General features: G+C 47.2%; 15 protein-coding genes. 6 read left to right on the forward strand and 9 right to left on the reverse strand.

Translation table 11 applies throughout. The annotated features are described in order from the left end of the window. Window positions 1–9 precede the first annotated feature (9 nt). The 3 genes from AOT11_RS21030 to nirD are packed head-to-tail and all read left to right on the forward strand — an operon-like array spanning window position 10 to window position 3,673. Window positions 10–852: an ABC transporter ATP-binding protein gene (locus AOT11_RS21030; RefSeq protein ID WP_017422765.1), complete on the forward strand. Its 843-nt coding sequence runs from the start codon at window positions 10–12 to the stop codon at window positions 850–852. A gap of 10 nt (window positions 853–862) precedes the next feature. Beyond that, window positions 863–3,346 carry a nitrite reductase large subunit NirB gene (gene nirB / locus AOT11_RS21035; RefSeq protein WP_017422766.1) on the forward strand — a complete coding sequence of 828 codons (2,484 nt, stop codon included), beginning with the start codon at window positions 863–865 and terminating at the stop codon, window positions 3,344–3,346. Window positions 3,347–3,349: 3 nt separating this feature from the next. Beyond that, window positions 3,350–3,673 (forward strand): nitrite reductase small subunit NirD, encoded by a 324-nt coding sequence (gene nirD / locus AOT11_RS21040; protein ID WP_017422767.1) that lies wholly within the window; start codon window positions 3,350–3,352, stop codon window positions 3,671–3,673. Between the two features lie 92 nt (window positions 3,674–3,765). Here the strand turns inward: nirD and AOT11_RS21045 are convergent, their stop codons facing one another. Next, the gene (locus AOT11_RS21045) at window positions 3,766–6,888 is read right to left on the reverse strand and encodes a thrombospondin type 3 repeat-containing protein (RefSeq protein WP_017422768.1); all 3,123 of its coding nucleotides are present in this window, start codon (window positions 6,886–6,888) and stop codon (window positions 3,766–3,768) included. Window positions 6,889–7,296: 408 nt separating this feature from the next. Here AOT11_RS21045 and AOT11_RS21050 point away from each other — a divergent pair, with 408 nt between their 5' ends. Further along, window positions 7,297–9,261, forward strand: a complete 1,965-nt coding sequence (locus tag AOT11_RS21050; RefSeq protein ID WP_017422769.1) for a tetratricopeptide repeat-containing diguanylate cyclase — start codon at window positions 7,297–7,299, stop codon at window positions 9,259–9,261. Between the two features lie 32 nt (window positions 9,262–9,293). Here AOT11_RS21050 and AOT11_RS21055 read toward each other — a convergent pair whose 3' ends face one another. Beyond that, window positions 9,294–9,971: a tRNA (adenine(22)-N(1))-methyltransferase gene (locus AOT11_RS21055; protein ID WP_017422770.1), complete on the reverse strand. Its 678-nt coding sequence runs from the start codon at window positions 9,969–9,971 to the stop codon at window positions 9,294–9,296. Window positions 9,972–10,122: 151 nt separating this feature from the next. On the opposite strand from AOT11_RS21055, the gene AOT11_RS21060 reads away from it, so the two are divergent. Continuing rightward, window positions 10,123–11,109, forward strand: a complete 987-nt coding sequence (locus tag AOT11_RS21060; protein WP_011152241.1) for a CobW family GTP-binding protein — start codon at window positions 10,123–10,125, stop codon at window positions 11,107–11,109. A 56-nt stretch (window positions 11,110–11,165) separates the two neighbouring features. Here AOT11_RS21060 and AOT11_RS21065 read toward each other — a convergent pair whose 3' ends face one another. After that, window positions 11,166–14,153: a DUF6701 domain-containing protein gene (locus tag AOT11_RS21065; protein ID WP_017422771.1), complete on the reverse strand. Its 2,988-nt coding sequence runs from the start codon at window positions 14,151–14,153 to the stop codon at window positions 11,166–11,168. Window positions 14,154–14,510: 357 nt separating this feature from the next. On the opposite strand from AOT11_RS21065, the gene AOT11_RS21070 reads away from it, so the two are divergent. Continuing rightward, window positions 14,511–15,794: a DEAD/DEAH box helicase gene (locus AOT11_RS21070; RefSeq protein WP_026050828.1), complete on the forward strand. Its 1,284-nt coding sequence runs from the start codon at window positions 14,511–14,513 to the stop codon at window positions 15,792–15,794. A 42-nt stretch (window positions 15,795–15,836) separates the two neighbouring features. Here the strand turns inward: AOT11_RS21070 and AOT11_RS21075 are convergent, their stop codons facing one another. The 6 genes from AOT11_RS21075 to AOT11_RS21100 form a co-directional block, all read right to left on the reverse strand. Continuing rightward, window positions 15,837–16,673 carry an arginase family protein gene (locus AOT11_RS21075; protein WP_026050829.1) on the reverse strand — a complete coding sequence of 279 codons (837 nt, stop codon included), beginning with the start codon at window positions 16,671–16,673 and terminating at the stop codon, window positions 15,837–15,839. 7 nt (window positions 16,674–16,680) lie between these two features. Next, on the reverse strand, window positions 16,681–17,415 hold the full coding sequence (locus tag AOT11_RS21080; protein ID WP_026050830.1) for an IclR family transcriptional regulator: 735 nt from the start codon (window positions 17,413–17,415) through the stop codon (window positions 16,681–16,683). Window positions 17,416–17,644: 229 nt separating this feature from the next. Then, on the reverse strand, window positions 17,645–18,661 hold the full coding sequence (locus AOT11_RS21085) for a GGDEF domain-containing response regulator (protein WP_011081337.1): 1,017 nt from the start codon (window positions 18,659–18,661) through the stop codon (window positions 17,645–17,647). 2 nt (window positions 18,662–18,663) lie between these two features. Then, on the reverse strand, window positions 18,664–19,245 hold the full coding sequence (locus AOT11_RS21090; RefSeq protein ID WP_017422775.1) for a chemotaxis protein CheB: 582 nt from the start codon (window positions 19,243–19,245) through the stop codon (window positions 18,664–18,666). 2 nt (window positions 19,246–19,247) lie between these two features. Beyond that, complete coding sequence (locus AOT11_RS21095; RefSeq protein WP_011081335.1) at window positions 19,248–20,087, reverse strand: CheR family methyltransferase; 840 nt, start codon at window positions 20,085–20,087, stop codon at window positions 19,248–19,250. Window position 20,088: 1 nt separating this feature from the next. Beyond that, window positions 20,089–24,201 (reverse strand): response regulator, encoded by a 4,113-nt coding sequence (locus AOT11_RS21100; protein WP_017422776.1) that lies wholly within the window; start codon window positions 24,199–24,201, stop codon window positions 20,089–20,091. Window positions 24,202–24,641: the final 440 nt, after the last annotated feature.

Raw genomic sequence — 24,641 nt, forward strand, 5'->3', positions numbered from 1 at the left:
GCCGGCACTATGTCAAAATCGTTTTTAGAACTGACGCAACTTGGAATGCGTTTTCCCACCCCACAAGGGGAGTTTATCGCCTTGAAAAACGTCGATCTGCAGATCCAAAAAGGCGAGTTCATTTCACTGATTGGCCATTCAGGCTGCGGAAAATCGACCGTGTTGAACTTAGTCGCTGGGCTGCATCTGCCGACCGATGGTGGTGTCATTGTCGATGGTAGAGAAGTCAGTGGCCCAGGGCCAGAGCGTGCGGTGGTGTTCCAAAACCATTCGCTGTTGCCTTGGTTAACCGTTTATCAAAACGTCGAGTTGGCCGTTAAGCAGATTGCCCAAGGCCAGAGCAAAGCGTGGGTGAAGGAGCAAGTGCGCCACTATTTGGATTTGATTCAAATGGCCCACGCCGCCGATAAAAAACCGGATGAAATCTCAGGCGGTATGAAGCAGCGGGTGGGCATTGCTCGAGCGTTGGCCTTACAACCTAAAGTGCTGCTGATGGATGAGCCGTTTGGTGCTTTGGATGCGTTGACTCGCGCGCGTTTGCAAGATGCACTGATGGGCATTCAAGCCGAGCTCAACAACACGGTGATCATGATTACGCACGATGTCGATGAAGCGGTTTTGCTTTCCGACAAAATTGTCATGATGACCAATGGACCCGCGGCGACGATTGGCGAAATTCTCCCGATTGAGCTGCCAAGACCACGTGATCGCGTCGCCTTGGCGGACGACCCGCAATACCAACACTATCGCCAAGCTGTGTTGAGATTCTTATATGAGAAGCAAAGTAAAGGCGAAGCGGCAACGGCGCGCACCGTTCAACACTCGCAAGCAAAACCGATAAAAACAGCCTGAGGGAAAACGCATGGAAAGCATAGTGATCATTGGCAATGGCATGGTAGGTCATCAACTGGTGGAACAGCTCGTCGCCAGTGGCAGCCATTTGGAAAAAAGAATTATCGTGATTGGCGAAGAGCGATTCGTCGCCTATGACCGTGTTCACCTCTCGGCGATGTTTTCAGGACAAAGCCAGCACGACTTATTACTCAGCAGTGAAGAGTGGTATCAGAAGCATGGCATTGAACTGATATTGGGCGTTGCGGTGGTGGGCATTGACCGACAAAGCAAAAGAGTCACATTGGAAGATGAAAGCCAACTGAGTTATGACCAATTGGTGTTTGCCACCGGCTCTTACCCATTTGTGCCCCCAATGGCAGGGAGTGAGCGCAGCAAGGTGTTTGTCTATCGAACCTTGGATGATTTGTCGCAGATTAAACAAGCGTGTCTCGGTGCGAAGAAAGGTGCCGTGATTGGCGGAGGGTTACTCGGTTTGGAAGCGGCGAATGCTTTAAGGCTGCTTGGTTTAGAAACGCATGTCGTCGAATTTGCGCCACGCTTAATGCCAGTCCAACTTGATGAGGGTGCAGGCGAGGTGCTGAAAAGCAAAATCGAGCAACTTGGCTTAACGGTGCATACCTCAACCGCCACCGAAAAAATCATTGACGGTGAAACCGCTTACCATCGCATGGTGTTTAAAGACGCTCCGCCGCTGGAGGTGGATGTGATTGTGTTCTCGGCAGGCATTCGACCACGAGATCAACTGGCTTGTGATTGTGGCCTTGAGCTGGGTGAGCGCGGTGGCATCGTGGTCAATAACGCTTGTCAAACCAGTGATACTGCGATTTACGCCATTGGCGAGTGTGCACTGTGGCAAGGAAAAATCTTCGGCTTGGTGGCACCTGGATATGCGATGGCGCGAGTAGTGGCGCAGCAACTGAGAGGGGGCAGCGAGGCTGAGTTTAGCGGAGCAGACATGAGCACCAAGCTCAAATTATTGGGGGTGGATGTGGCGTCGATAGGTGATGCGCATAAAGCCACACCGAAGGCGACGGAAATGGTACTGCACGATGCGGCTGCGGGCATCTACAAAAAATTGGTGGTGGATCAAAGTGGCACCACCTTGCTGGGGGCGATCTTAATCGGCGACAACCAAGATTATGATGTGCTGTTGCAAAGCTACTTGAACAAAACCCCACTGCCGCAGCCTGCGGTCAGTTTGCTGTTTGACACCAGTGCGCTGAAAGGGGATGTCAGTGACAACACGGTGATCTGTTCATGCCACAACGTCACCAAAGGTGATCTGATCAGCGCGATTCAGGCGGGAGCGCATGAGCTTGGCGAGTTAAAAGCGAAGACCAAAGCCGGTAGCGGGTGTGGCGGGTGCAGTGCCATGGTCAAATCGGTGCTTGATCAGCAACTGAGCGTCATGGGCTTAGAAGTCAATACCCAGCTTTGTGAGCACTTTAGCCAAACGCGGCAGGCGCTTTATCACATATGCCAAGTGGAGAAAATTCGCGATTTCGATACTTTGTTGGCGAAGCACGGTAAGGGTCATGGCTGCGACATATGCAAGCCCACCGCAGGGTCAATTTTCTCGTCATTATGGAATGAGCACATCATGGAGCCGGAACATTCACCTTTGCAGGATTCCAACGATGCGTTTATGGCCAATCTGCAAAAAGACGGTTCTTACTCTATTGTTCCCCGCATCTCTGGCGGCGAGATCACCCCAGAGAAGCTTATCGTGTTAGGGGAGGTGGCTCGCCAGTACGATCTCTACACCAAAATCACCGGAGGTCAACGCGTTGACCTGTTTGGTGCTCAGGTGGAGCAGTTACCGGAGATTTGGCAAACCTTGATCGATGCTGGATTTGAAACCGGCCATGCTTACGGCAAATCCGTGCGCACGGTGAAATCTTGTGTCGGTTCAACCTGGTGTCGTTATGGCGTGGATGACTCAGTGGGTCTAGCCATTGAACTTGAGAATCGTTACAAAGGACTGCGAGCGCCGCATAAACTGAAGTTTGCTGTATCAGGGTGTACGCGTGAATGTGCTGAAGCGCAAAGCAAAGACATTGGCGTGATCGCGACAGAAAAAGGCTGGAACTTGTATGTTTGTGGTAACGGTGGCATGCGCCCAAGACATGCCGACCTGTTAGCGGCTGATTTGAGTAAAGCAGAGCTGATTACGCTGATCGACCGTGTGTTGATGTTTTACGTGCGCACGGCGGATCGTCTACAACGCACCTCCGTGTGGTTGGAGAATCTTGATGGTGGATTGGATTATCTCAAAAGCGTCGTTCTGGGCGATTCGCTCCATCTGTGTGAGCAACTTGAGCAGCAAATGGCGCATGTCGTGGACACCTATCACTGTGAGTGGCAGCAAACCTTAACCAATCCTGAAAAATTGATGCGTTTCAGACCGTTCATTAACTCAACCCAGCAGAGCACGCTATTGGGCTACCAACGTACGCGTGGCCAACGTATCCCTGTCAAACTGGAGGAATAAGCGATGCAAAGTAAACAATTTATCTGCCATCTCAATGAACTGAAAAGTGACCATGGCCATCCAGTGTTACTGAATGATGAGCAATTGGCGATGTTTTATGTGCCTAAGGAGGGGGTGTTTGCGATACAAAACTGGGACCCGATTGGCAAAGCTTTTGTGTTAAGCCGCGGCATTGTCGGGGATATCCAAGGTGAGCTCTGCGTTGCCTCTCCGCTGTATAAACAGCATTTTTGCTTAAAAACAGGTAAGTGCTTTGAAGATGAATCGGTCACGTTAACGACATGGCCAGTGTTGGTGGAAAACGACGCGGTTTACGTTCTAGGCTAGTGCTCGAGCGGTCTAAAACGACAACAAAAAAAGACAATAAAAAGGCCAAGTGAAAACTTGGCCTTGGTTTATATCTGCTGTACAACGTTCAACTACGGTGTTGGAGCCTCAATAAAACCGTAGTCAATCAAGGCTTGCTCAGATTCAGGGTGGATAAAGAGCCCATCCCAAATCTCACCTTGAGAACCAATGGTGTTGCTATTCCATTCTGTCGAGACAGTAAAACCTTTGACGTTAAACTGAATACCATTGCTGTAGGCAAAGCCCATGTAGGTGGTATTGTTTTGCGTCACTTGGTTATCGTCAACGAAGGAGTAGCTCAAGGCTATGATGCCATTTTCAGCGTCATGTTCTGTCCAAGTAAACTGGATATTTTCATCCGTGCTGACAAACGTACCGGTTTTATTGGCTAAGAACGTGAGTGTGCCATCTTCATCTTTCATCACCAATTGTTCACCAATGAAAGTGGAGGTGAATTTAGCCGTGCGATAGGCGGTATCATCCACACAACCTTTCAGCGCATCAGCGTAGGTGTCAAAGGAGAAGAAGGTGGTTGGCACTTCGTTCACATCATCCCAGTCACTATTGGAGGTTTCGCAATAGGTAAATGGTTGGCTGAGATCCACTTCTTGATAGAGACCAAGTGAGATTTCACCCGTTTCTGGATCAAACGTTGCCATGGAGAGAATGCCATCTTCATCCACATCCATGATAGCGCGTTTGTAATCCCAGATATTCTGAGCGTCTTCGCCAAACTCAAGCGTGCCTTCTTGGTTTACCATCCAATATTTCGTGCTTGGCGTACCATTTTTGAAGCGTAATGCTTCGTTGTTGGCGGCATACGCTTGGACTCGGGTTTCCCCACTGCTATTGACGCGATAAAGTACCGCACCTTCAGGATCCATCACGGGTAACTGACAGTCGGCGATTTGCGCTTGGAAATCTGCAAGGGTTGCACCAGAGGCGACTTCGGTGATTGGACACCAACCGGGTAGATTAACCGCTCCAAGCAAGGCTTCTTTCGCGGTTTCGTTCAGTAGGTAGCCCTCATCATCGTCTTCACTTTGTCCGGCAAGTAGATAGTCGCCGCTATGAACAATTCCACCGTACACAGAGAGAATGAGTTGTTGTGAGTCGTTATCCCAAACGTCGCCCCATGCTTCAACCACACTATCCGGCACGCTATAGCGAATGATGGTTTCACCGTTGACAACCACTTGACTCCACGTGCCAGTGCCGTTGATGGTGACTGTTCCAGGGGCTTGAGTACTTTCGTTCCACCAATCAAGCGTCATAAAACGCGTCGTACCATCAGTCACAAACTGGACACCAACGTGCATGCCAATTGAAATGCCTTTCGCGGTATGTACATCGTCACCCGTTTGAGAAATGTCCGCTGGTGCGACTTGAATTTCCGTTAGGTTGGTGGCGTTATGACCATCGTCACTTGTGTTGCCGGATGCTCGCCAGAACCAAGGTTTGAACCAGAGGAAGTATTGGTCAACGTCAGCAGTGAGTTTAACGATGCCCCCTTCCGCTCCTTCTGGGAACACAGCGTCTGCGTCTACGTAATCACCGAGTTCACCAGAGTGCTCAGCCATGTTGAGGCCACTTAGGTCTTTAACGTAACCATAAGCAGTGTTTGTTAGGCTTGGAACCTCTTCCGGATACACCGAAACCGCATCACTGTTGATGGCGATAGCGTAAGTGTCGTTGAATGTTTGCCATCCATCTGGACCCAATACAATATCGTCTTCATCGTTGGCATCAGGCTCGTCGGCCACTTTACGACCATCAGGCAGCATTTGATATGCTTCGGTTACCGTACCTATGTTGTTGGATAAGGTGAATTTTTCTACATAAATTTCAACGCTTTCAGTGCCAGTAGCATCGTTGTACTCATGATCAGCCCATAGTGCATAGAACATAGAGTTGTTTTGCATAAACTGAATAACTTGTTCTATTGGGTTGAGATCAGGCACGGTTGGGTTGCTATCATCGACGTCCAAGATACCGTCGTTGTCATCGTCGGTGTCCGCATTATTACCGATGCCATCTTTATCTGTATCGGTCGTTTCCTCAGGGTTGAGCGGGAACGCGTCGTCACCATCAAGTGCACCGTCGTTATCATCGTCAGTATCGGCGTTATTACCAATGCCATCTTTATCGGTGTCGAGAGTTTCTTCGGGGTCTAACGGGAACGCATCGTCAGTATCGAGGGTGCCATCGTTGTCATCGTCGGTATCGGCATTGTTACCAATACCATCTTCATCAGTGTCTTTTGTTTCGTTTGGATTAAATGGAAAATCGTCATCCGTATCGAGGGTGCCATCGTTATCGTCATCGGTGTCGGCGTTATCGCCAATAGTATCACCATCACTGTCTAACCATTCTTCGCTATTGTCTGGTGCCCAGTCTTGACTGTTGGCAACGCCGTCACCATCGCTATCCTCTTCGAACGTGACCTCGCCCGTTTCTGGGTCAAAAGTGCCCACTTTGTCATTGAGGTTGAGCTCTTCGCCTTCGCCCAGTGCTGATTTCTCGGTTTCAATGTGGTCTTTTGTTTCGGTATTGACGGTTTGCGCTTCGGTTAGAAACGTACTTGTGGTTGTGGTCTCTTCATCCGCTTCTGATGCAAGCTCCTCTGGGGTTTCCGGTAATACGCCAGAAGAAACCAATGTTTTCGCGCCAAACGCGGCTTCGACATCGTTATCCTCAATATAGTCACCAAGTACTTCATCGCTCGTGATGCCAAGTTGAGTGGCGACGGTCTGTACTGCATCTTCTTTACTGAGGTTTGTATCTCGTTCGAGAAGAACGTGAACCATTGTAGAAAGAGGGGTGATATCTTGTTCACCAGCTGGGGCAGACATGACGTAATCTGTAGCGATCGTGTTACCGGTGTCTTCGTCTACGGTTTTCCCTTTGATTGCTTTTACCACGATCGGGTAGCTTTCAGGGTTATCTATTCCTGTAACATCTAGGGTTGCCTTACCTCCGGCGCCAGTGGTCGCTTTTGGTTCACCAGTGTCCCAAATGAAGTTCTTGTTTAAGTCCAACCAAACCTGTGCATTTTGTAAGTAGCCATCGATTGCTGTTACGGAGTAGGAGCTGGAAGAGCTTCCTCCAGAGGAGCTTGAGCTTCCTCCGCCACAGCCCAATAGGCTAACGCTGACACTGAGTCCTAGTGCCATAACGATTTTGTTTTTATTCATAAGCCACCCTTAGCTTTACTGTTTAGCCATATAAACCGTAGGAATGCTTTTAAAAGGCGTCAAACCCAAAATGGCTTAGAAAGTATGAGAGGTGACTTGGGGTTGTTGAAATAAAATGTATTTTAAAACAGTGGGTTATGGATTTGTTAGAGTCTTTGCTTTTTTAGTAAATGATTGATAAGTCAATCATTGGTTTATTTTGACCGGGTAACCAATTTAGGCAAAAGTTTGAGATTTATCACTAAATGTATGCTACTTTCGCCGTAATTTTCAGCAACCACGATATCGTTTTCCTGAATGAATATGATAAGTGTTTGAAGTTTTAGGCAAATGAATCTACGCCATTCGATCTGATGAAAAACAAATCGAGGTTGTTGCGGTGGACCGACAAAGAGAGTCGACATTGGTATGCACAAAAAGCTCGCTTTTTCTCTATTAATTTTACTTCTTCTCGCTTTGTCTATCGTGACTTGGGACGTGTTTGTTGATCAAGATACGGCTTCATATCCCCAAACCCGCTCGGTAAAAACGTTAGCCTCCCCCGAAGAGCAGCTCAAAACCTTTTCTGCTCATCATCCATTACTCGCCATCATGCCATTGGTTCAGATAGAACCCGATAAAGCGCAAGCGTTACTCGCTGAATGGGAGAAGGGGACAAAGTGGGAAACTCAGCATCACAATGCAAGAGCGGGTCTAGAGCATATTTATACCTTGCTGATTAAACGTGAAATCGCCAAAACACAACAATCTCAAGAGCGAATTGACCATTTAACTGGCCAGTTAGAGCAGTTTGCGTCTCAACGAAAAATTGCTTGGTTGAGTGCCCAGTTGATTATCGAAAAAGCGGGACGAGAGTTGAAGCAAGGTCAGTTTGATGAGGGGTTAAAGCACGTCGAGCTCGGTATGGCGATGGCAAATGAAAACGGTGCCGATTTCTTGTTACTGGAAGGTTTTAACACCTTGGGTATCTTGTACAATGCCACCAATCAACTAAAGCGCTCACAATTGGCGTTTTACCAAGGGTTAGAGCTAAGTGAAAGGTTTCCTAACAACGCGTTTATTGGCCGTTATCTTAACAACTTAGGGCTGCTTTATGTTCATTTAGAACAGTGGGATAAGGCATTGGATTTTCTCCAACGGGCCGAAACATTCTATGAATCGATCGGTGTGACTCAGCCCAATCGTCAACTGGTGATATTGCTTAATCAGTCGTTTGTTTACCAACAGCTTAAACAAAAGGAGCGAGCCAAAGCTGCGTATCATAGGGCCTTACGTTATTTTGGCGAGAACACCTCGACGTATTATCGGATTTTGAAACTCAAAAGTGAGGCTCGGCTGTATTTGCTTGATGAAGATTTCAAACGTGCAATTGATGTCGCCGTCGCCTGTATCAAGCTCGATGCAAACAATACCTATCCTTTGCAAAATGGCATTTGCACTTATATTCAGGCGGAAGGGTATTTAGCGGGTAAACAGTTGGATGCGGCGCAAAGTGCAGTGGATAGTGCTATCGCCACATTTGAACATTTACAACATGCTCGTTGGACCATTCGTGCCCATTTATTACGGGCCAACATTCTCGAAGCAAAAGGGCAATATGCAGAAGCGTTAAGCCTCTATAAGAAGTATTACGCCCAAGAGAAACAGCAAATTATTGGCGAAGTTCACGCTCTACAAACCTCCTTTGAAGTACAAGAAGTCGCGAAAGAGCGCGATCTATACGAAGCGCAAAATCAGCTGCGCGAATTAGAGCGTAGTTTGAATGAGCAACGTCAGCGTATTCTAATGATTTGGATTGTGATTGTCGGGCTGCTCTTGCTTTTGGGAGTGCGCAGAATGGCCATTATTCGCAAGCACAACCTTCATTTGCAAACGCTGTCTTATGTGGACCCGCTGACAGGGGCCAACAATAGACGTTTCTTCCAAAGTGAAATTGAAACACCAAATCTGCTCAATCGAGCCCATCTCTATCGAATTGTTCTTGTTGATCTTGACTGGTTTAAATCGATCAACGATACGCATGGCCATGAGATTGGGGATTTTGTCCTCGTCGAAACCGCCAAACGCATCAAACAACAGTTGGCATCCGATGAGTTGTTTGTGCGTTGGGGTGGTGAAGAATTTCTTCTGGTACTCAAAAATGACGATGATCTTCCTTTACGTTTGCAAAAGCTGGTGGAGTCGATTCGTACTTCCGCTTATCAATTGAAAGGAAAAAATTACAACATCACTATTTCAGTAGGGGCGAGTGAACCGTGCGGCCTCAATGAGTTGAAAAACAGCTCTGACGCTTTTGTTACCGCAGATATGTGCCTTTACCAAGCGAAAAGTTTGGGACGTGATCGCGCGATTACACCTGAACAAATTAAGTGAGCGCAACAAATCGTGACGCGCTCTCTTTGGGCCTAATCGAGCTCGGCAAGTTTAACTTGTTGATACGCCTGAATGATGCGCTCAACCTCTTTGCCGTGGCCACGCTTTAATCGTTCGTAATGAGCAATGGTTTTCTGTTGGTAGCGTAATGCCAAGCGCGAATCGGCCTCATGCCATAACTGTTCACCAGTGATACTGATTGGTGTGGTAACAGCCAGAGCATTACTGATGTGTAAGATTTCGTAGCAGCGTCGATTGTCTTCGACCAGTCGCTCCGAGATAAGCCGGAAGTTCATACCGTGCAATGCGTCTCGCAAGGTGTAAAGGTGATGGACAGGGCAGAGCAGAAACTCCAACTCTGAGTGTGGGTGGTTATCCTGAATACGCTTAACCAGATCTAAAGCCAGATCCCCACCAACGCCTGCTATGATGATCAAATGTTTACCAGTGTGCTTGGCGAGAGGCAGATCGCCCACGTCCATGCAGTGCACTTGCCAATTCACGGCCTGTACATCGCCAAATTTCGCAAGAGTGTGAGAGATTTTGTCGGTAAGTGTAGGAACGATGTCAACGAAATGCACGGTAGTGTTTGGAGAGCGTCGTAGCAGTTCAAAACCAAGGTAGCCATGATCACAACAGCAATCCCAAATATGCTGGTACTTTTGGTTCACCATTTCCGCGATAGCTTGAATGCGTTTGCTCAGTTTCAAATGGGCTCTCCAGTGTGCTGCTTAATCGTTGGGACGCGGATTGTAAAATGATTTTAGAAAGAGACGAAGAGAAATCGCAATGTCAGTTGAGCTTTAGTCATGGCAAAGTACAATACAGACAGCAAGTAGCCATCGCAGAGCGGAGATAACGATGAACAACAAGGTTCCGGCGAATATCATTACGGGTTTTCTCGGTGTAGGAAAAACCACCACCATTCTAAACTTACTGAAAGAAAAGCCAGCCAATGAAAAGTGGGCGGTTTTGGTGAATGAGTTTGGCGAGATTGGCATTGACGGTGCAATGATGACCGACAGCGGCGCGCTGATCAAAGAAGTACCGGGCGGCTGTATGTGCTGCACCGCAGGCGTGCCGATGAGTGTTGGCATCAACACATTGTTGCGTCAAAAGCCCGATCGTCTGCTTATCGAACCCACAGGGCTTGGTCACCCGAAACAAGTGATTGCCACATTGACGTCTGCGCAATATGAACCGTATGTCGATCTCAAAGCGACCATTGCGCTGGTGGACCCACGCAACCTCAGCGATGAAAAGTACCTGAACAACCAGAACTTTAACGACCAACTCGACAGTGCAGATGTGGTGATTGGCAGTAAAGTGGACCTTTGTACTTCGCATGACATTGATGTTTTCAATGATTGGGTGACAGACCAATCGCCTTCCAAAGTCTTTAGTAAGTTGATTCATGATGGTCAGTTGCCGGTAGAAGTGCTGGATATTGAACGTGTTTACGGCAGTGCTTCAACGCATATTGAACCGCATCACCACCATCATGCGGAGATGGAGCCACAGTTTGAATTGCCACCTGGTCGTGCTTTTGTGCGCAAAGAGAATAAAGGCCAAGGGTATTACAGTTGTGGTTGGCTAATTGGTGCTGAATATCGCTTTGAGTTTGAGGCGCTTTTTTCAATGTTCTCAGCATTAACTGCAGAGCGAGTGAAAGCGGTAGTGAACACAGATCAAGGCTGTTACGCCTTTAACGTCGCCAATGGCGTTGTGTCGGTGAATCAAATGAGCTTGGAAGGATTCGAGTCCAGAATCGAAGTTATCGATTCACAGCTAATGCCATGGGATGAGCTTGAAACGATCCTGCTGAAATTGGCGAATATTCACGGATAGAAAGTGAATGAATCGTGCGAAAAGCCAGTGATTTTCATCACTGGCTTTTTTAATCGCTAGAGAACACCCGTCAAATTCGGCTCACCACGGAAGATGATTTTGTCGTGACCACGATGAATGCCGAAAGTGACAACGGTTGAAGGATCTTCTTCTCCGTCACTTGTTTTATCCCAATCGTATTGCAGCCAAGGTAGATTGTTTTGATTGGCAGTCAAATCCAACCAAAAGCGAATCTGTTCGCGAGCAGGGACTTTTTGTGTTGCTTTGATGCCTTCAGTACTTCCGTACAGCATCTTGCCGATACCAGTGAGATAGGCGTTGTTCTCAAGGCTGTGTGACCAAATGGGTTGTTGGTAGTGTTTTGCGCCATCAGCGAGAGTGAAATGGTCATGTTTGTTGTTAACAAACTCACCCGATCGCCAATATTCCACATCCAAAGGTACGACGATGGTTTGTCCCTGATATCCACCCACATCTTCAAAATTGAGTCGGCCAAATCGTACATCGGGTTGAACGGGCAAAATATGCTTGTCGTCGTAAAAAGCCACAGGGTCCGCGTTTTCAAGATAGACGAGGCCAATTTTGCTTACTGCAGAGTCAGAGTAGGTGTTAAAAGGCCCATCAGGGTAATTTTGGCCAATCTCGTCCTTCAGCCAACAGGCGCTGTTGGCGCAATGATCCTGCTTCATGATGCGAATGCGGCCTACGCTGCTGCCTTGCTCTTCGCGCCATTGAGTAGGCGCAAGAGAAGGCGTGACAAACCGTTCTAGGTGATCGCCGAGTTCTGCCAGTTCAAAGTGCGCCGTGGATGAGAAATAATGGTAGTTGGCGACGGGTTCTTTAAGGCTATTTAACGCGTCGATATCGACGATTACCTGATCAAATGGCTGATTCATATAAGCAAAGGTTTGGCTATTTGGATAATCCCACTGCTGGTTGTGTACCTTAAAAAACTTGGGATAGAAACGCCCAATGTGGCGATAACCTTGGTTTACCTGCATACCAAGATAAGGATCAACGAGGTCGGATTGCACTCTGAGGCTGCCAACTTCTCGCCATTGCAATCCATCAAACCAATACGCACCATTGGTGACGTCATCATGCGCTCTCTCCATTCCAGAGTCACTTTCCAGCCGTTGAGTCTGCATTGTCGCCGTTTCGACTGGCGTTGCCTGCTGACTGCTTAGTTTTACCCTCGCCGCAGGGGCGCTGGACAGATAAAAGTTGTGCGTTACTGGTGTAGAGCAGAGCGCTTGCGTGTTGACTGCCTGAGTAATACTACCGTTAGCGACCCATTGAATAGGCATGAGATTGAGAGAAAAACGTTCGCCAGCGGCAAGAAAAGGCGAACCACCTAACGCATCGCCAGACTCTAGGGGGCGATCACCTTCGCAAATAGCGAGGGTCCAAGGGCGAACTTTGAGTGATAAACGGCCAGACACTTTGTTTTTTCCAGATGGCGGGCATTGGTCGAAGCCTGCACAGTCAAAAGTATCATGGATGTTTAACGCAAATAGCCCAGACTCAGAAAGTGAAATCGTACTTTCACTTATGCCGCTGGTAAATATAGGTTTATAGACGCGTTCACCATCACGACCTCCTTGTTGTTTTGAAGGCGTAGTCACGGTGTGAGTGATGGTCGGGCTGCCGTGATAGCTGCTCGCAACAACAGGCTTCCCTTTGTCATTGCAGGCCAACAGTCGAACGCCTAAAGGCTCTGGTTTTGCCGCAACCAGAGCGAGCTCATTGATGGCTTGGCCAGAACTAGGATCATACGTTTCAAACATATAAGGCGTGAACAAGAAGCGCACGGTCTTACGTTTTTGGGGCTCACCATTTGGGTACACGCTTAAGGTGTAATGCCGATCCAACTTGATGGCGCTGATGTTTTTAGGTCGCACGACAAGGCGAAGTTGCCCCTGACTGGAGGAAACAAAATTCGGGTAAGCGCCGGAACCGATGCCATTGGCGATCACGACATCAAATAATGCGGGATCAGAGACCTCTGCAAACATGCTGACGCTGGCTAACTCTCCATTATTGGAGGTTGTTATATTGAACTGAGGAAGGTTTTCTCCACACATCAGCGCCATGACGTTATCTGGGCTAATGACAAACTCGTAATCGTGATCAACCGGGGGCTTGATCTCACACAAAGGGATGTTTTCTGGCACAGGGCACGCCGTGTTAGCCCCTTGGTTGGAATAATCACAACCGAGATCGCCGATACCACAGTAGTTTTTTACGTTGTGAATCTTGGATTCGTGAGTCGTGATTTCACCACAAACAACGCCGTTTTTTACCGTGCCATCTTGGTGCAATTTCAAGGCAACTTTTTGGGCATAAACTGCGCTGCCAGAAAGGTCGAGTCGGCCGCTGGCTCCCGGAGAGTGTATTTGACCATAAACATCGACGTTTCTTAGATCAAGCTTGTTTAGCGACGTGATATTTCCGACAACGTAGTGGGTAGCTTTGTTCGACATGAGTTGAATTTCATGACCTTGAGACTCAACATTGCCGCAGACGTTGGTGTTTCTCAAAAACACTTTGTGGTGGCCAAAAACATTGCCATTGATGATGTTATGGTCACCTTCCGCCATAACCTCCAGACCTTTTGTTGTGACATCACCATCCACCTCAGCGTTGTGCATGTGAATGAAGTTTTGTGAAGTTAGATCACCGAATATCTGGCTGCGATGATACGTCGAAGGTGGAAGTCCGCCATTGGGCTGCAAAATTGAAATGCCGGTCGACAACGCCTCTAACGAAATGCGCCTATCCGGACTTCCGACTTGGTTATTGCCATGAAGCTTGATGCCACTATGAGCAGAAAGCTTGACGCCTTGGTTAGGTGCGTTTGAAGCGACAAGTTTTGCGCCTGCTGGCAAAGAAAATGCACCATTACAGCGGAAGGTATCTCCGGTTTGTGAAGTACTTTGGTTACACAGTTGGTTAAAGTGTTCTGCATTATAAAGATCATACTCGAGCGCATCGCTGGTAAAAGGCAGTGAAATAGACAACGCAAGTAAATGCCATTTGGACATCTAAAATTTCCTACAAACTTAATGGAAACAATGGCAGTAAGCGAAAAAGAGTTTTTATATTTTGTGTTTTGTATTGTTTTTATGGGCCGAATTTAACCATGAGGTCAGACCAATAATCAATACCATACCGTTTGGTGTTCTGTACTTTTGCAGCGATTAATTGTTGAAGAATGTGTCTACGGTGCTGAATTGCGCTAAATTTGACCCATTTGCCGCGCAACCATTTAGAATCAGGGAAGAGTATTTTTCAAAATCCTAAAATATTTTCACTAGATTGAGATATATCACTCATTTTCATGTAGAATGTGCGGCCATTTGTATCGGCGAACCATTATTGTCTGTTTAAGGAAACGCTCAATGTCATTTGCATCTCAAGGTTTTGCTCCGGAAGTCGTGAAAGCGCTCGAAGAGTGCGGTTACGAAAAGCTAACCCCAATTCAGCAAAAAGCCATTCCTGTTGCACGTCGCGGGCACGATATTTTTGCTACCGCCCAAACAGGAACGGGTAAAACAGCGGCTTTTTCTCTTCCACTGATCCAACAATTGCTCGATAGCGGAAAGTCTGCTTCGCGTAAAACGGCGAGAGCACTGATTTTTGCGCCAACTCGAGAACTGGCAGAGCAGATAGCGGATAACATCAAAGCCTATACCAAGTACACGAGTCTCTCTGTAGCGGCGATCTTCGGAGGTCGAAAAATGTCGAGCCAAGAGCGTATGCTTGAGAATGGCGTCGATATCCTCGTTGCGACGCCTGGTCGTCTAGAAGAGCACATCGAGTCAGGCAATGTGTCAGTGGCGAACATCGAATTCCTTGTCTTTGATGAAGCTGACCGTATTCTCGATATGGGCTTCATCAACGCGGTGCGTAAGATCATGTTGGATGTTGAAACCAACCCACAAATCATGATGTTCTCAGCAACGACTTCAAGCCAATTGAACGAACTGTCCAAAGACATTCTGCGCAAGCCAAAACGTATTGCGGTCGAGCGCGAAAACACCACGGCGCATACGGTAGCGCACGTGTTGTATCCTGTTGATCAAGAACGTAAAACAGAACTGCTTTCTGAGTTGATCGGTCGTAAAAACTGGCAACAAGTGTTGGTCTTTGTTAACTACAAAGAAACGGCGAACGACATTGTCAAAGAGTTGAAGCTCGACGGCATCAAAGCAAATGTGTGTCATGGTGATAAAGCGCAGAGTGCGCGTCGCCGTGCGCTTGAAGAGTTCAAAGAAGGAAAAGTTCGTGTGATGGTTGCGACCGACGTGGCGGCACGCGGTTTGGATATTGAAGATCTACCACACGTGGTCAACTACGACATGCCGTTCTTGGCAGAAGACTACGTTCACCGCATTGGTCGTACTGGTCGTGCTGGAAAACAAGGTCATGCGGTCTCTTTTGTCAATCGTGAAGAAGAGCTAACGGTGGTTCAAGTTGAAAATCTGATTCAACAACGTATTCGCCGTATTGAATTGGCGGGTTACGAGCCTAAGAGCCGTGAGGCTTACATTGATAAGCTCAACAGCAAGCCTTCATATAAGAATCGTCAAGGCCGTCGTAACAACGCGAATGAGCCAACGGATCAAGCGGCAGCGGAACGTCGCTTAGCGATGATGAAGCGAATCAAAGCTCGTCGTAACTGACGAGAGAACAGAAATAAAAAATCACCCGCGAGGGTGATTTTTTTAGGCTGCATGATGGGCAAACTCGGTAAGTTGCTCCAACTCTTCTAAGATCGCTTTGCACTCTCTTGAGAAAATCAAGCCATCGCGAGAGCCAATCAACTGAATGAGTGACACTTTGCCAGATACAATACATTGGCGCAGCGTTCTCAGTACCATTTGAATATCAAGAGTATGGTGATTATCGATGTTGGCTTTGGTGACAAGAGAAGCCAAATCGATAGAAAGAACGAGCTTGTCACAATGGTCGATAAAGTTACCAATTTGCTCTTTTACATCATAACGATGACGGAACGAAAACTCTTTTTCCGTAAGCCAATTGGACCCAAGATCTTCCGCGTACTCAAACAGCTCGTTTGCGGTTGATTCTTGACTGACGCCAACAAAAAACGCCCGGCTGTTTGGATAGCGAGTGAGCGCAAAATGGTAGGCGGAACCTAACTTCACATTCAGCGTCGATTTCAGTCCCATATTGTGGTTGATGTTCATTAAACCAACTTCTTCATGTCCTGCCAGTACGACGGGTAGGGCAGAGAGCAGGGTTTCATGGCAATTGGTCAATACGACAGGGATCGCATGGCGTGAGACCATTTGGCTCAACGTTTCTTGATAATGACCGTTTTCAATATCGTGATGGCTAAAATGTGCGCACAACGCAATGTTGCGCTTTTGATGGCTCTGATATAACCATTCGCTTGCGCTTTCTAAGCTCTGTTGGGCAGATTCAAACTCTACTACTGTCATCGGTTTGATGTACTCGCTGACGGTGATAAACGAGTACGGATAGTGATGATGTTGAACAGTATGGTTCTTTTGATTGCGTTTGAAAAAGCCTAACATGACTGCATTACCTTTCTGGTGGAAGCGCTCTCGCTGCCTGCAAAACATGTAAAATGATACGCTGCTTATCCGCTTCAACTCGATGAGCTGGAGCCATGACGGAAACCGCTCCGATCAATTTACTTCCTTTCATTACCGGGGCGCTGATGCCAGACACGCCGGGATCGATTTCTGATGTGCTGACGGCATAACCGTTTTTACGAATTATCTCTAATTCGGTTTGCCACTGATTTAAACGAGCTTCTTGACCGAAGTAGCGTAAAATCCTTTCACATCGTTCAGGTGGCATGAAGGCCAACATGACTTTCGATGAGGCGCCACGCAGTAGAGGTTGACTTTGACCCTGGACGTAGCTACAGCGTAGCGCCTGCATACTCTCTTTTTGACGAACGCACAAAGCGCGATAACCCACGGGCACCATGTACGCCGCCAACTCGCCGGTTTGATGCTGCAAACGCGCCAAAATTGTCTCGACAGATTCAAGACTGTGCTGAGACGTTTGGTAACTACGCATCAAAAGTAACGCGGCGGGTCCCACGATAAAGGTTTTTTCATGGGCACTTTCTTCAATCAGGTTCCACTCTTTTAGGAGCTTTAAATGGCGATACAAGCTGCTGAGCGGAACAGCAAGCTGTTCACTTAAGGTCTTGGCTGAAACGGGCTCGTCGTTCACCGCGACCTGCATCAGCAGTTGTAGGGTTTTCTCATTAACCTGATTGGCGTTCATCTTGTTGTCTTTCATCATTTTTTATCGTGTACAAATCTATAACACAAATATAATTCTTATTAGATAGGAAAAGGAATGAAATAAATCTATCTTTTTCTCGAATGGTGAGAATTTATTATAAGGAAGTAAGTTAAGGCAAAAAGCGGGAGTGACCAGAGTTGCGATGGATAGACAAAGAAATGAGAAGAGAAAGAAGGGTAGAAAAGGGGCCGCAGCCCCTAATGTACACCGTTGAAAACGCGAGTTAGATCTGCTCGTACAACTCGTCAAACTGCGCTTCGGCAATGCGATTTCGGCCAGTACGTTTGGCGCGATATAACGCTTCGTCGGCTTTTTTCAGAAGCAACCTTGGGTTGGTGTCTATTTCTGGCACGATGGAGCAAACGCCGAGACTCGCCGTTACGTATGGCAATGTTGCATGATGGCTATGGGTGATACTTAACTCTTCTATCGTGGTGCGAATGCGGTTGGCAACGTGTTTTGCGCCTTCCATTTCTGTTTCAGGCAATATAACGGCAAACTCTTCACCACCAATACGCGCGATTTTGTCGAGGCAGCGAAGCTTCATGCTACGAATGGCTTCAGCAATCATACGTAAGCACTCATCGCCTTGTTGATGACCAAAGGTGTCGTTGTATTTCTTAAAGTGGTCTATGTCAAAAATGATCATCGAAATAGGGACACTTGAACGTTGTGAGCGGTGCCATTCGTCTTGGAATATTTCTTCAAAACGACGACGGTTATTCAGGCCGGTTAAACTGTCAGTGGTTGACAGCAACAATAGTTGTTCGTTGGTCTCTTCAAGTTGCTGCTGCAACTCTTCCAATTCGGCCAATTTCTGATCGAACTCTAAGGTTTTTTTCTTAAGTGCATGTCGCTGCTCGTAAAGCTCGAGAAAAACCCGCACCTTACTTTGAAACACCAGGGTATTCAGCGGCTTTAATAAGTAATCAACAGCGCCATGCTCATACCCTTTAAAAATGTGTTCATCGGCCTTGGATGCCGCAGTGACAAAGATAATTGGGATATTGCGCGTCTTACGATTCCCACGCATTAACTCGGCGACTTCAAAGCCATTCATGTTTGGCATTTGTACATCAAGCAAGACCAGGGCAAAGTCGTGATCTAAGGTGTGGGCAAGCGCTTCTTCGCCTGACGTGGCACGCACCAAATTGACATCAAAGCATTCTAGTAAACCTTCTAAAGTCAGTAGGTTTTCGATTTTGTCATCAACGATGAGTAGGGTTGGTTTATCAGGCATGTTCAGCAATCACATAAAGTATTTAAGTAATGACCAATCTCTTCCAAAGAAAGGACGTGGTCGACATCAACGGCAGCCATGGCCGCGGCAGGCATGGCTTTCGCTTCTGCACTATCAATGGATTGGACTAGGGTTAGTCCACCCAGTGTTTTGATTTTTTTGAGACCTAAGGCACCGTCGGAATTGGCCCCCGTCAGTACGATACCGATCAACGCGTTTCTATAGTAATCAGCCGCCGTTTCGAACAGCACGTCGATGGAGGGTCGTGAAAAATTGACGGGCGGGTCGACCGACAGTGCGATACAACCATCGGTCTCAATCATCATATGGTAATTGGGTGGTGCGATGTACATATTGCCATTTTTGATTGGCTGCTTGTCTTCTGCTTCATGGACCGACAAATGGCTCTTGCTATCAAAGTGGGCGGCAATGTAACTCTCCGGAGAGGCACTGATATGCTGAACCAACAAAATAGGGATACAAAATGAATCCTTAAGTTGCTGTAATACCGTTGCAACGGCTGCCAATCCTCCAGCGGATGCCCCGATTACAACAGCTTCATATTTGTGCCTGCAACAATCCATGCTTACCTTATCCGTTTCTTGCGATAGATCTTTTCTTTTTCGGAGACCAGATCAAACTTGTCCGCGATCGAAGAAAAACGCATCGATTCTTTAGAGCCAAGACATAAGAAGCCCCCCGGCATCAAACTGTCGTAAAACAGACGAAAAACGCGGTCTTGAAGCTCACGATTAAAGTAGATCAATACATTTCGGCAGAATATAACATTCATTTCCCCAAAAACGCCATCGGTCGCCAAATTGTGAGGGGTAAACAAAGTTTTCTCTCTCAGGGCTGTCTTCATGATTACGCTGTCGTAATCAGCCGTGTAGTAGTCGGAAAACGAAGCGCTTCCCCCTGCAGCTTGGTAGTTGGCCGTGTACTGACGAATCAGGTCCATCGGGTAAATGCCTTGCTTGGCTTTCTCTAAAATCGCTTCGTTGAAATCAGTCGCGTAGACTTGCGCGCGATCCTTCATGCCTTCTTCTTCCAACAAAATGCCCATGGAGTACACTTCTTGCCCAGCAGAGCAGCCGGCATGCCACACTTTGACAAAAGGGTAGGTTTGCAAGTGCGGGATGATCACCTCACGCACACGTCGATAGAACCAAGGGTCTCGGAACATTTCGGTGACGTTGATGGATAAGTCCAACAGCATTTGGTCGAAGAAGCGCGGCTCATTGATCACTTTGTGCTGCATTTGCGAATAATTCGACATGCCCTCGATGGCGCGTCGATACTCTAATCGACGCTTGGTATGGGCCAGCGAATACTCACGGAAATCGTAGCCATATTTGCGGTATATCGCTTCAAGTAACAACTGAATTTCCAGTTGTTCGTTTGACAATTCAGTGACGCTTTCCATATCAGTACAACCAGACTCTTAACATTGAAAGTAACTTATCGGTATTTACCGGTTTCGCTAAATAATCACTTGCGCCCGCTTCGATGCACTTGCTTCTGTCGCCTTTCATGGCTTTCGCCGTTAAAGCAATGACAGGCAGCTTTTCATACACTTTTTGTTTGCGGATCTCTTCCATTGCTTCGTAACCGTCCATCTTCGGCATCATGATGTCCATGAGCACCACATCGATGTCTGGGTTTTCTTTGAGCTTGTCTAGGCTCTCTACGCCATCGCGTGCAATGACGATGTCCATCCCTTTGTCTTCAAGAATGCTCGATAGCGCGAAGACGTTTCTCATATCATCGTCCACCAGCAAGACTTTCTTGCCCGTTAAGACGGACTCTTTGTTGTGCACGGCTCTTAAAATACCGCGTTGCTCACTAGGCAAGTTGGCTTCTACACGGTGCAGGAAGAGGGCTGACTCATCCAAAAGACGCTCTGGCGACTTCACTCCTTTGATAATAATGCTCTCTGCATAGCGATTGAGTTCGCGCTCTTCTTCTTTACTTAGTTCGCGTCCGGTGTAGACGATAATCGGTACTCGAGCCGCGGTTTCACTTCGACGAATACGTTCAAGTAGCTCAAATCCGGTCATGTCTTCCAAGCCCAGATCCAACACCATGCAGTCGTAGCGATTGGACTCCAATTCTTCGAGTGCTTTTTCCCCGGTTGGAACCGCCACGATATGAATGTCGTTTTCACCGATTAGCTGGCGAATAGACTCTTGTTGGATGGCGTCATCTTCAACCACCAACAAACGTTTTACGGGTTTAGAGAGAATATCTTCGATATTACCAAACGCTTTTTCGAGCTTTTTCATATCGACTGGTTTGGTTAGGTAGCCAATTGCTCCCATGCGCAGCGCATCGAGGTTTGCGTCATTGGCAGACATAAAATGAACCGGGATATGGCGCGTCTCAGGGTTTTCTTTGAGTCGCTCCATGACGGTCCAGCCATCGATGCCGGGGAGGCCAATATCAAGAATGATGGCGCTGGGCTTGTAGTACTGAGCAAAGTGCAGGCCTGTTTCTCCGGTTTCCGCCACAATGCATTTGAAGCCACGTTCGCGGCCAAAATCACGCATAACGCTGGCGAAGGCGCGATCATCTTCAATGATCAACAAAGTACGATCTTCTGGCACCACGGTTTGTCGGTCATCTTCGACATAGCTATCGTTGTCCTGTTTGATGCTGTCCACCTTTTTGAATCCATTCAATTGGGGAATGGGCTCTTTTTCAACAGAGGGAACATCTTGAGCGGGAGGCGTTGGCTCTTGACGTTCAACAACGTCCATTGGCTCCATTGGGGCTAAGCTAATCGGTGATAGACTCGGTTGCGATTCAGGCTCTTTGACTTCATAACGCGTAGGGAAGATCACCGTAAAGATGCTGCCTTTTCCTTCTTCGCTCTTGAGGTGAATACGTCCGCCAAGTAAATGCGTCAACTCTTTCGAAATCGACAGACCTAGCCCTGTACCACCATATTTACGACTGGTACTGCCATCGGCTTGCTGGAAGGCTTGGAAGATAGCCAACTGCTGCTCTTTTTTAATGCCAATGCCGTCGTCTTTGACAGAGAACGCGATCAACGATTCACGAGGTTTATCGAGCAGTTTCGCTTGTTCAGGAGAAGGCAAAGCCATATTCAATGTCACGGCACCTTCGTGTGTGAACTTGAAGGCGTTAGTCAGTAAGTTACGCAAGATTTGTTGTAAACGCTGGGCATCTGTTTCGAGCGTTTGGGGCAAGTTAGGTGCACAAATCACTTGGAAGTCCAAATCTTTATCATCGGCGATGTCTTGGTAAAGTCTCAGAAGATCTTGTTCCACCGTTTGTAGGGGCACATCTTCAATGTGCAGATCGATCTTGCCTGCCTCGACCTTTGATAAGTCTAGAATTTCATTGATTAGCGAGAGAAGGTCTGAGCCCGATGAGTTAATGGCTTTGGCCGATTCAATCTGCTTCGCTGTTAAGTTGCCGTCTTTGTTATTGGCAAACAACTGAGACAAAATAAGGATGCTGTTTAACGGAGTACGAAGTTCATGAGACATGTTGGCCAAAAACTCGGACTTATATTTGCTGGCAATTTCCAACTCTTTGGCTTTCTCTTCGACAACAAGTTGCGCCTGATGCAGAGCCTCGTTTTTCTCCTTCATTTCTACTTGTTGTGATTCTAGCGCTTTAGTGCGCTCTTCCAACTCTTCGTTGGTCACGCGCAGTTCTTCTTGTTGCGCTTGCAGCTCTGCTTCAGAGGCACGCAGAACTTTGGTTTGCTCTTCTAGCTCTTCGTTGGTGACGCGAAGTTCTTCTTGCTGCGCTTGCAGTTCTTCTTCCGAGACGCGCAGTGCCTGTGTTTGCGCCTCGAGATCTTCATTCGCTTTGCTGAGATGTGCCTTTTGCTGCTGTGTCTCTTCAAGCAGGGATTTAATCACCAAACGCGCTTTTGTGGCGTTGAAAACGATAGCCAAATTGCCTACGACTTCATTAATAAAGCGTCTCTGAATAGGGGAGAATTCATGGAAAGCGCCGAGTAAGACTGTACCGATCAGTTGCTTATCCACACACAGTGGAATGGCCAAGAAATGCGTTGGCACGCTATCGCCTGCTGCGAAGTTGTAAACGGGTGCCTCGTCTGTAACGTGGTTAAACGCAATCACTTGTTGCTCTAAGCTGGCTTGGCCAACCATTCCTTCGCCAATTTGAATGCGATTGAAGTTACCGGAGCGATCAGAAAACGCGTAAGAAGCATTCAACTCAAGCTGCCCGTTCTCGAAGAGATAGAAGGCACCCAATTGTGCATTTAGATGACGTGTGAAAAAACGAATAAATCGGTTAGAAAGCTCGCTCAACTCAATATCGCCACGAAGTTCATTATCTAGCGTTTCTTTCCCTGATTTTAGCCAATCAAGATCACGCAACTGTGAGGCCATGTTATTAAGTGAGCGACCTAACTCGCCGAGTTCATCTTTTCTATCAATGGTCAGCGAGGAGTCGAGCTTTCCTTTGGCAATATGCTGCGCGAAATCCATACTAGCCAACAAGGGTGAAGTCACGGAGTTGGAGAATTTGATCGCAACAAAGCAGATCAGTACAAAAATCATCGCAGTAATAATGGTCAGCGCTTGATAGATGCGAGTAATCGGCGTGGTGACTTCATCTTGGTTAATCTTTGAGATCAAATACCAATCGTAACCAGGTACTTGAATGCGGTTAAATGTGACCAAAACAGGGCGGCCAGCACTGTCGATGTATGTGCCTTGGCCTCCAGTGTCACCTGCTGAACGCGCATCTGTCCAATAGTCGAGATCGTAGCCAAGTCTAAAGCCGACCACATAGCGGCCATTGCCCATGGTAACGATGTCAGAGCGCAGGGTAAATTGATTGCTGGTGGCGTCGAGACCCAAAAGGTACGATTCGCCCGTTTCACCCATACCGACTCGTGAGTCGACAATTTTCGTCACCAACTGTGGGGAAACCTGCATGGCTGCAATGGCAATCAAATTGCCGTCGTGATCGAGGATTGGGGCAGAAAAGTAGGCAACATATTGCCCTTGTGCCGCTTTGCTTTTTACAAAATCAGTAAAATACGTTGTGCTCTTTGCCACGGTTTTGGCCCACACTTTCGCCAGTGACGGATCGGTGTTTTCGTAGCTTAAGCTGTTTGCGTTGATGCGGCTCTTATCGTGCAGAGCGTAGAGGATCTTTCCTTTGTCTGGAGAGAGTACGAAAAATTCATTGTAATCGTAGGCGCTGGTGAAAGAGCTGATCACAGAGTCTTCGACTTCTTCAATCGAGTAGTTGACGCTAACGCCTGTTGTTAACCCCGTAGCGAAATCGCGCAGCTCGTCTGTGCCAGCCAACGTACCAATATCGAGTAATCGTTTTTCAAAAAAGGTATCAATCGAGGCGCTTCTTAGTGTCTGAATGGCAAGCAGCTCTTGGAAGGATTTTTTTATCAGGGCTTCCGATGCCATGCGGCCACTGAAAAGGGTGACGCAAACCATGGGTAAAATGCCAAAAATTATTAAGAGGGTAATCAATTTAGGACGAATACGTAAGTCCGCAAAGCTAATCATTTCAACATCACTATAATTACTGTTATACAACAAGTTTCTCTTATCTTGGACATCCGTTCAATTACGCATGCAACGAGGCTTGATAAGGATCTGGTTTTCTGCATCTCAAATCAATAACTACTTGATAAAATTCTCAATATATGAACTCGAATGTGCGAGTAATATTGGGTTAATCAAAGCGGTTTTTACCTTGTTTACAGGATGAAAGCAGCCCGCTCGCTGATTGGCACGTTATTTGAAGGCAATTATTTGGTGATGAAAGGGGCTTGGCATACTTGTGACCGCACAAAAATACGCAAAATAGTAAATAAAACTAGAGTTTTTACTCGTATTGTCTAATGACAATAAAATAGTGTTTTATTTGTATCGTTATGTTTTTAATAGGTTATTTGACTTTGAGATAACAGTTGTGCGCCCGAAAGTATTTGCAAGGTTATGTG

The organism is Vibrio vulnificus NBRC 15645 = ATCC 27562 (assembly GCF_002224265.1).
GTDB lineage: Bacteria > Pseudomonadota > Gammaproteobacteria > Enterobacterales > Vibrionaceae > Vibrio > Vibrio vulnificus.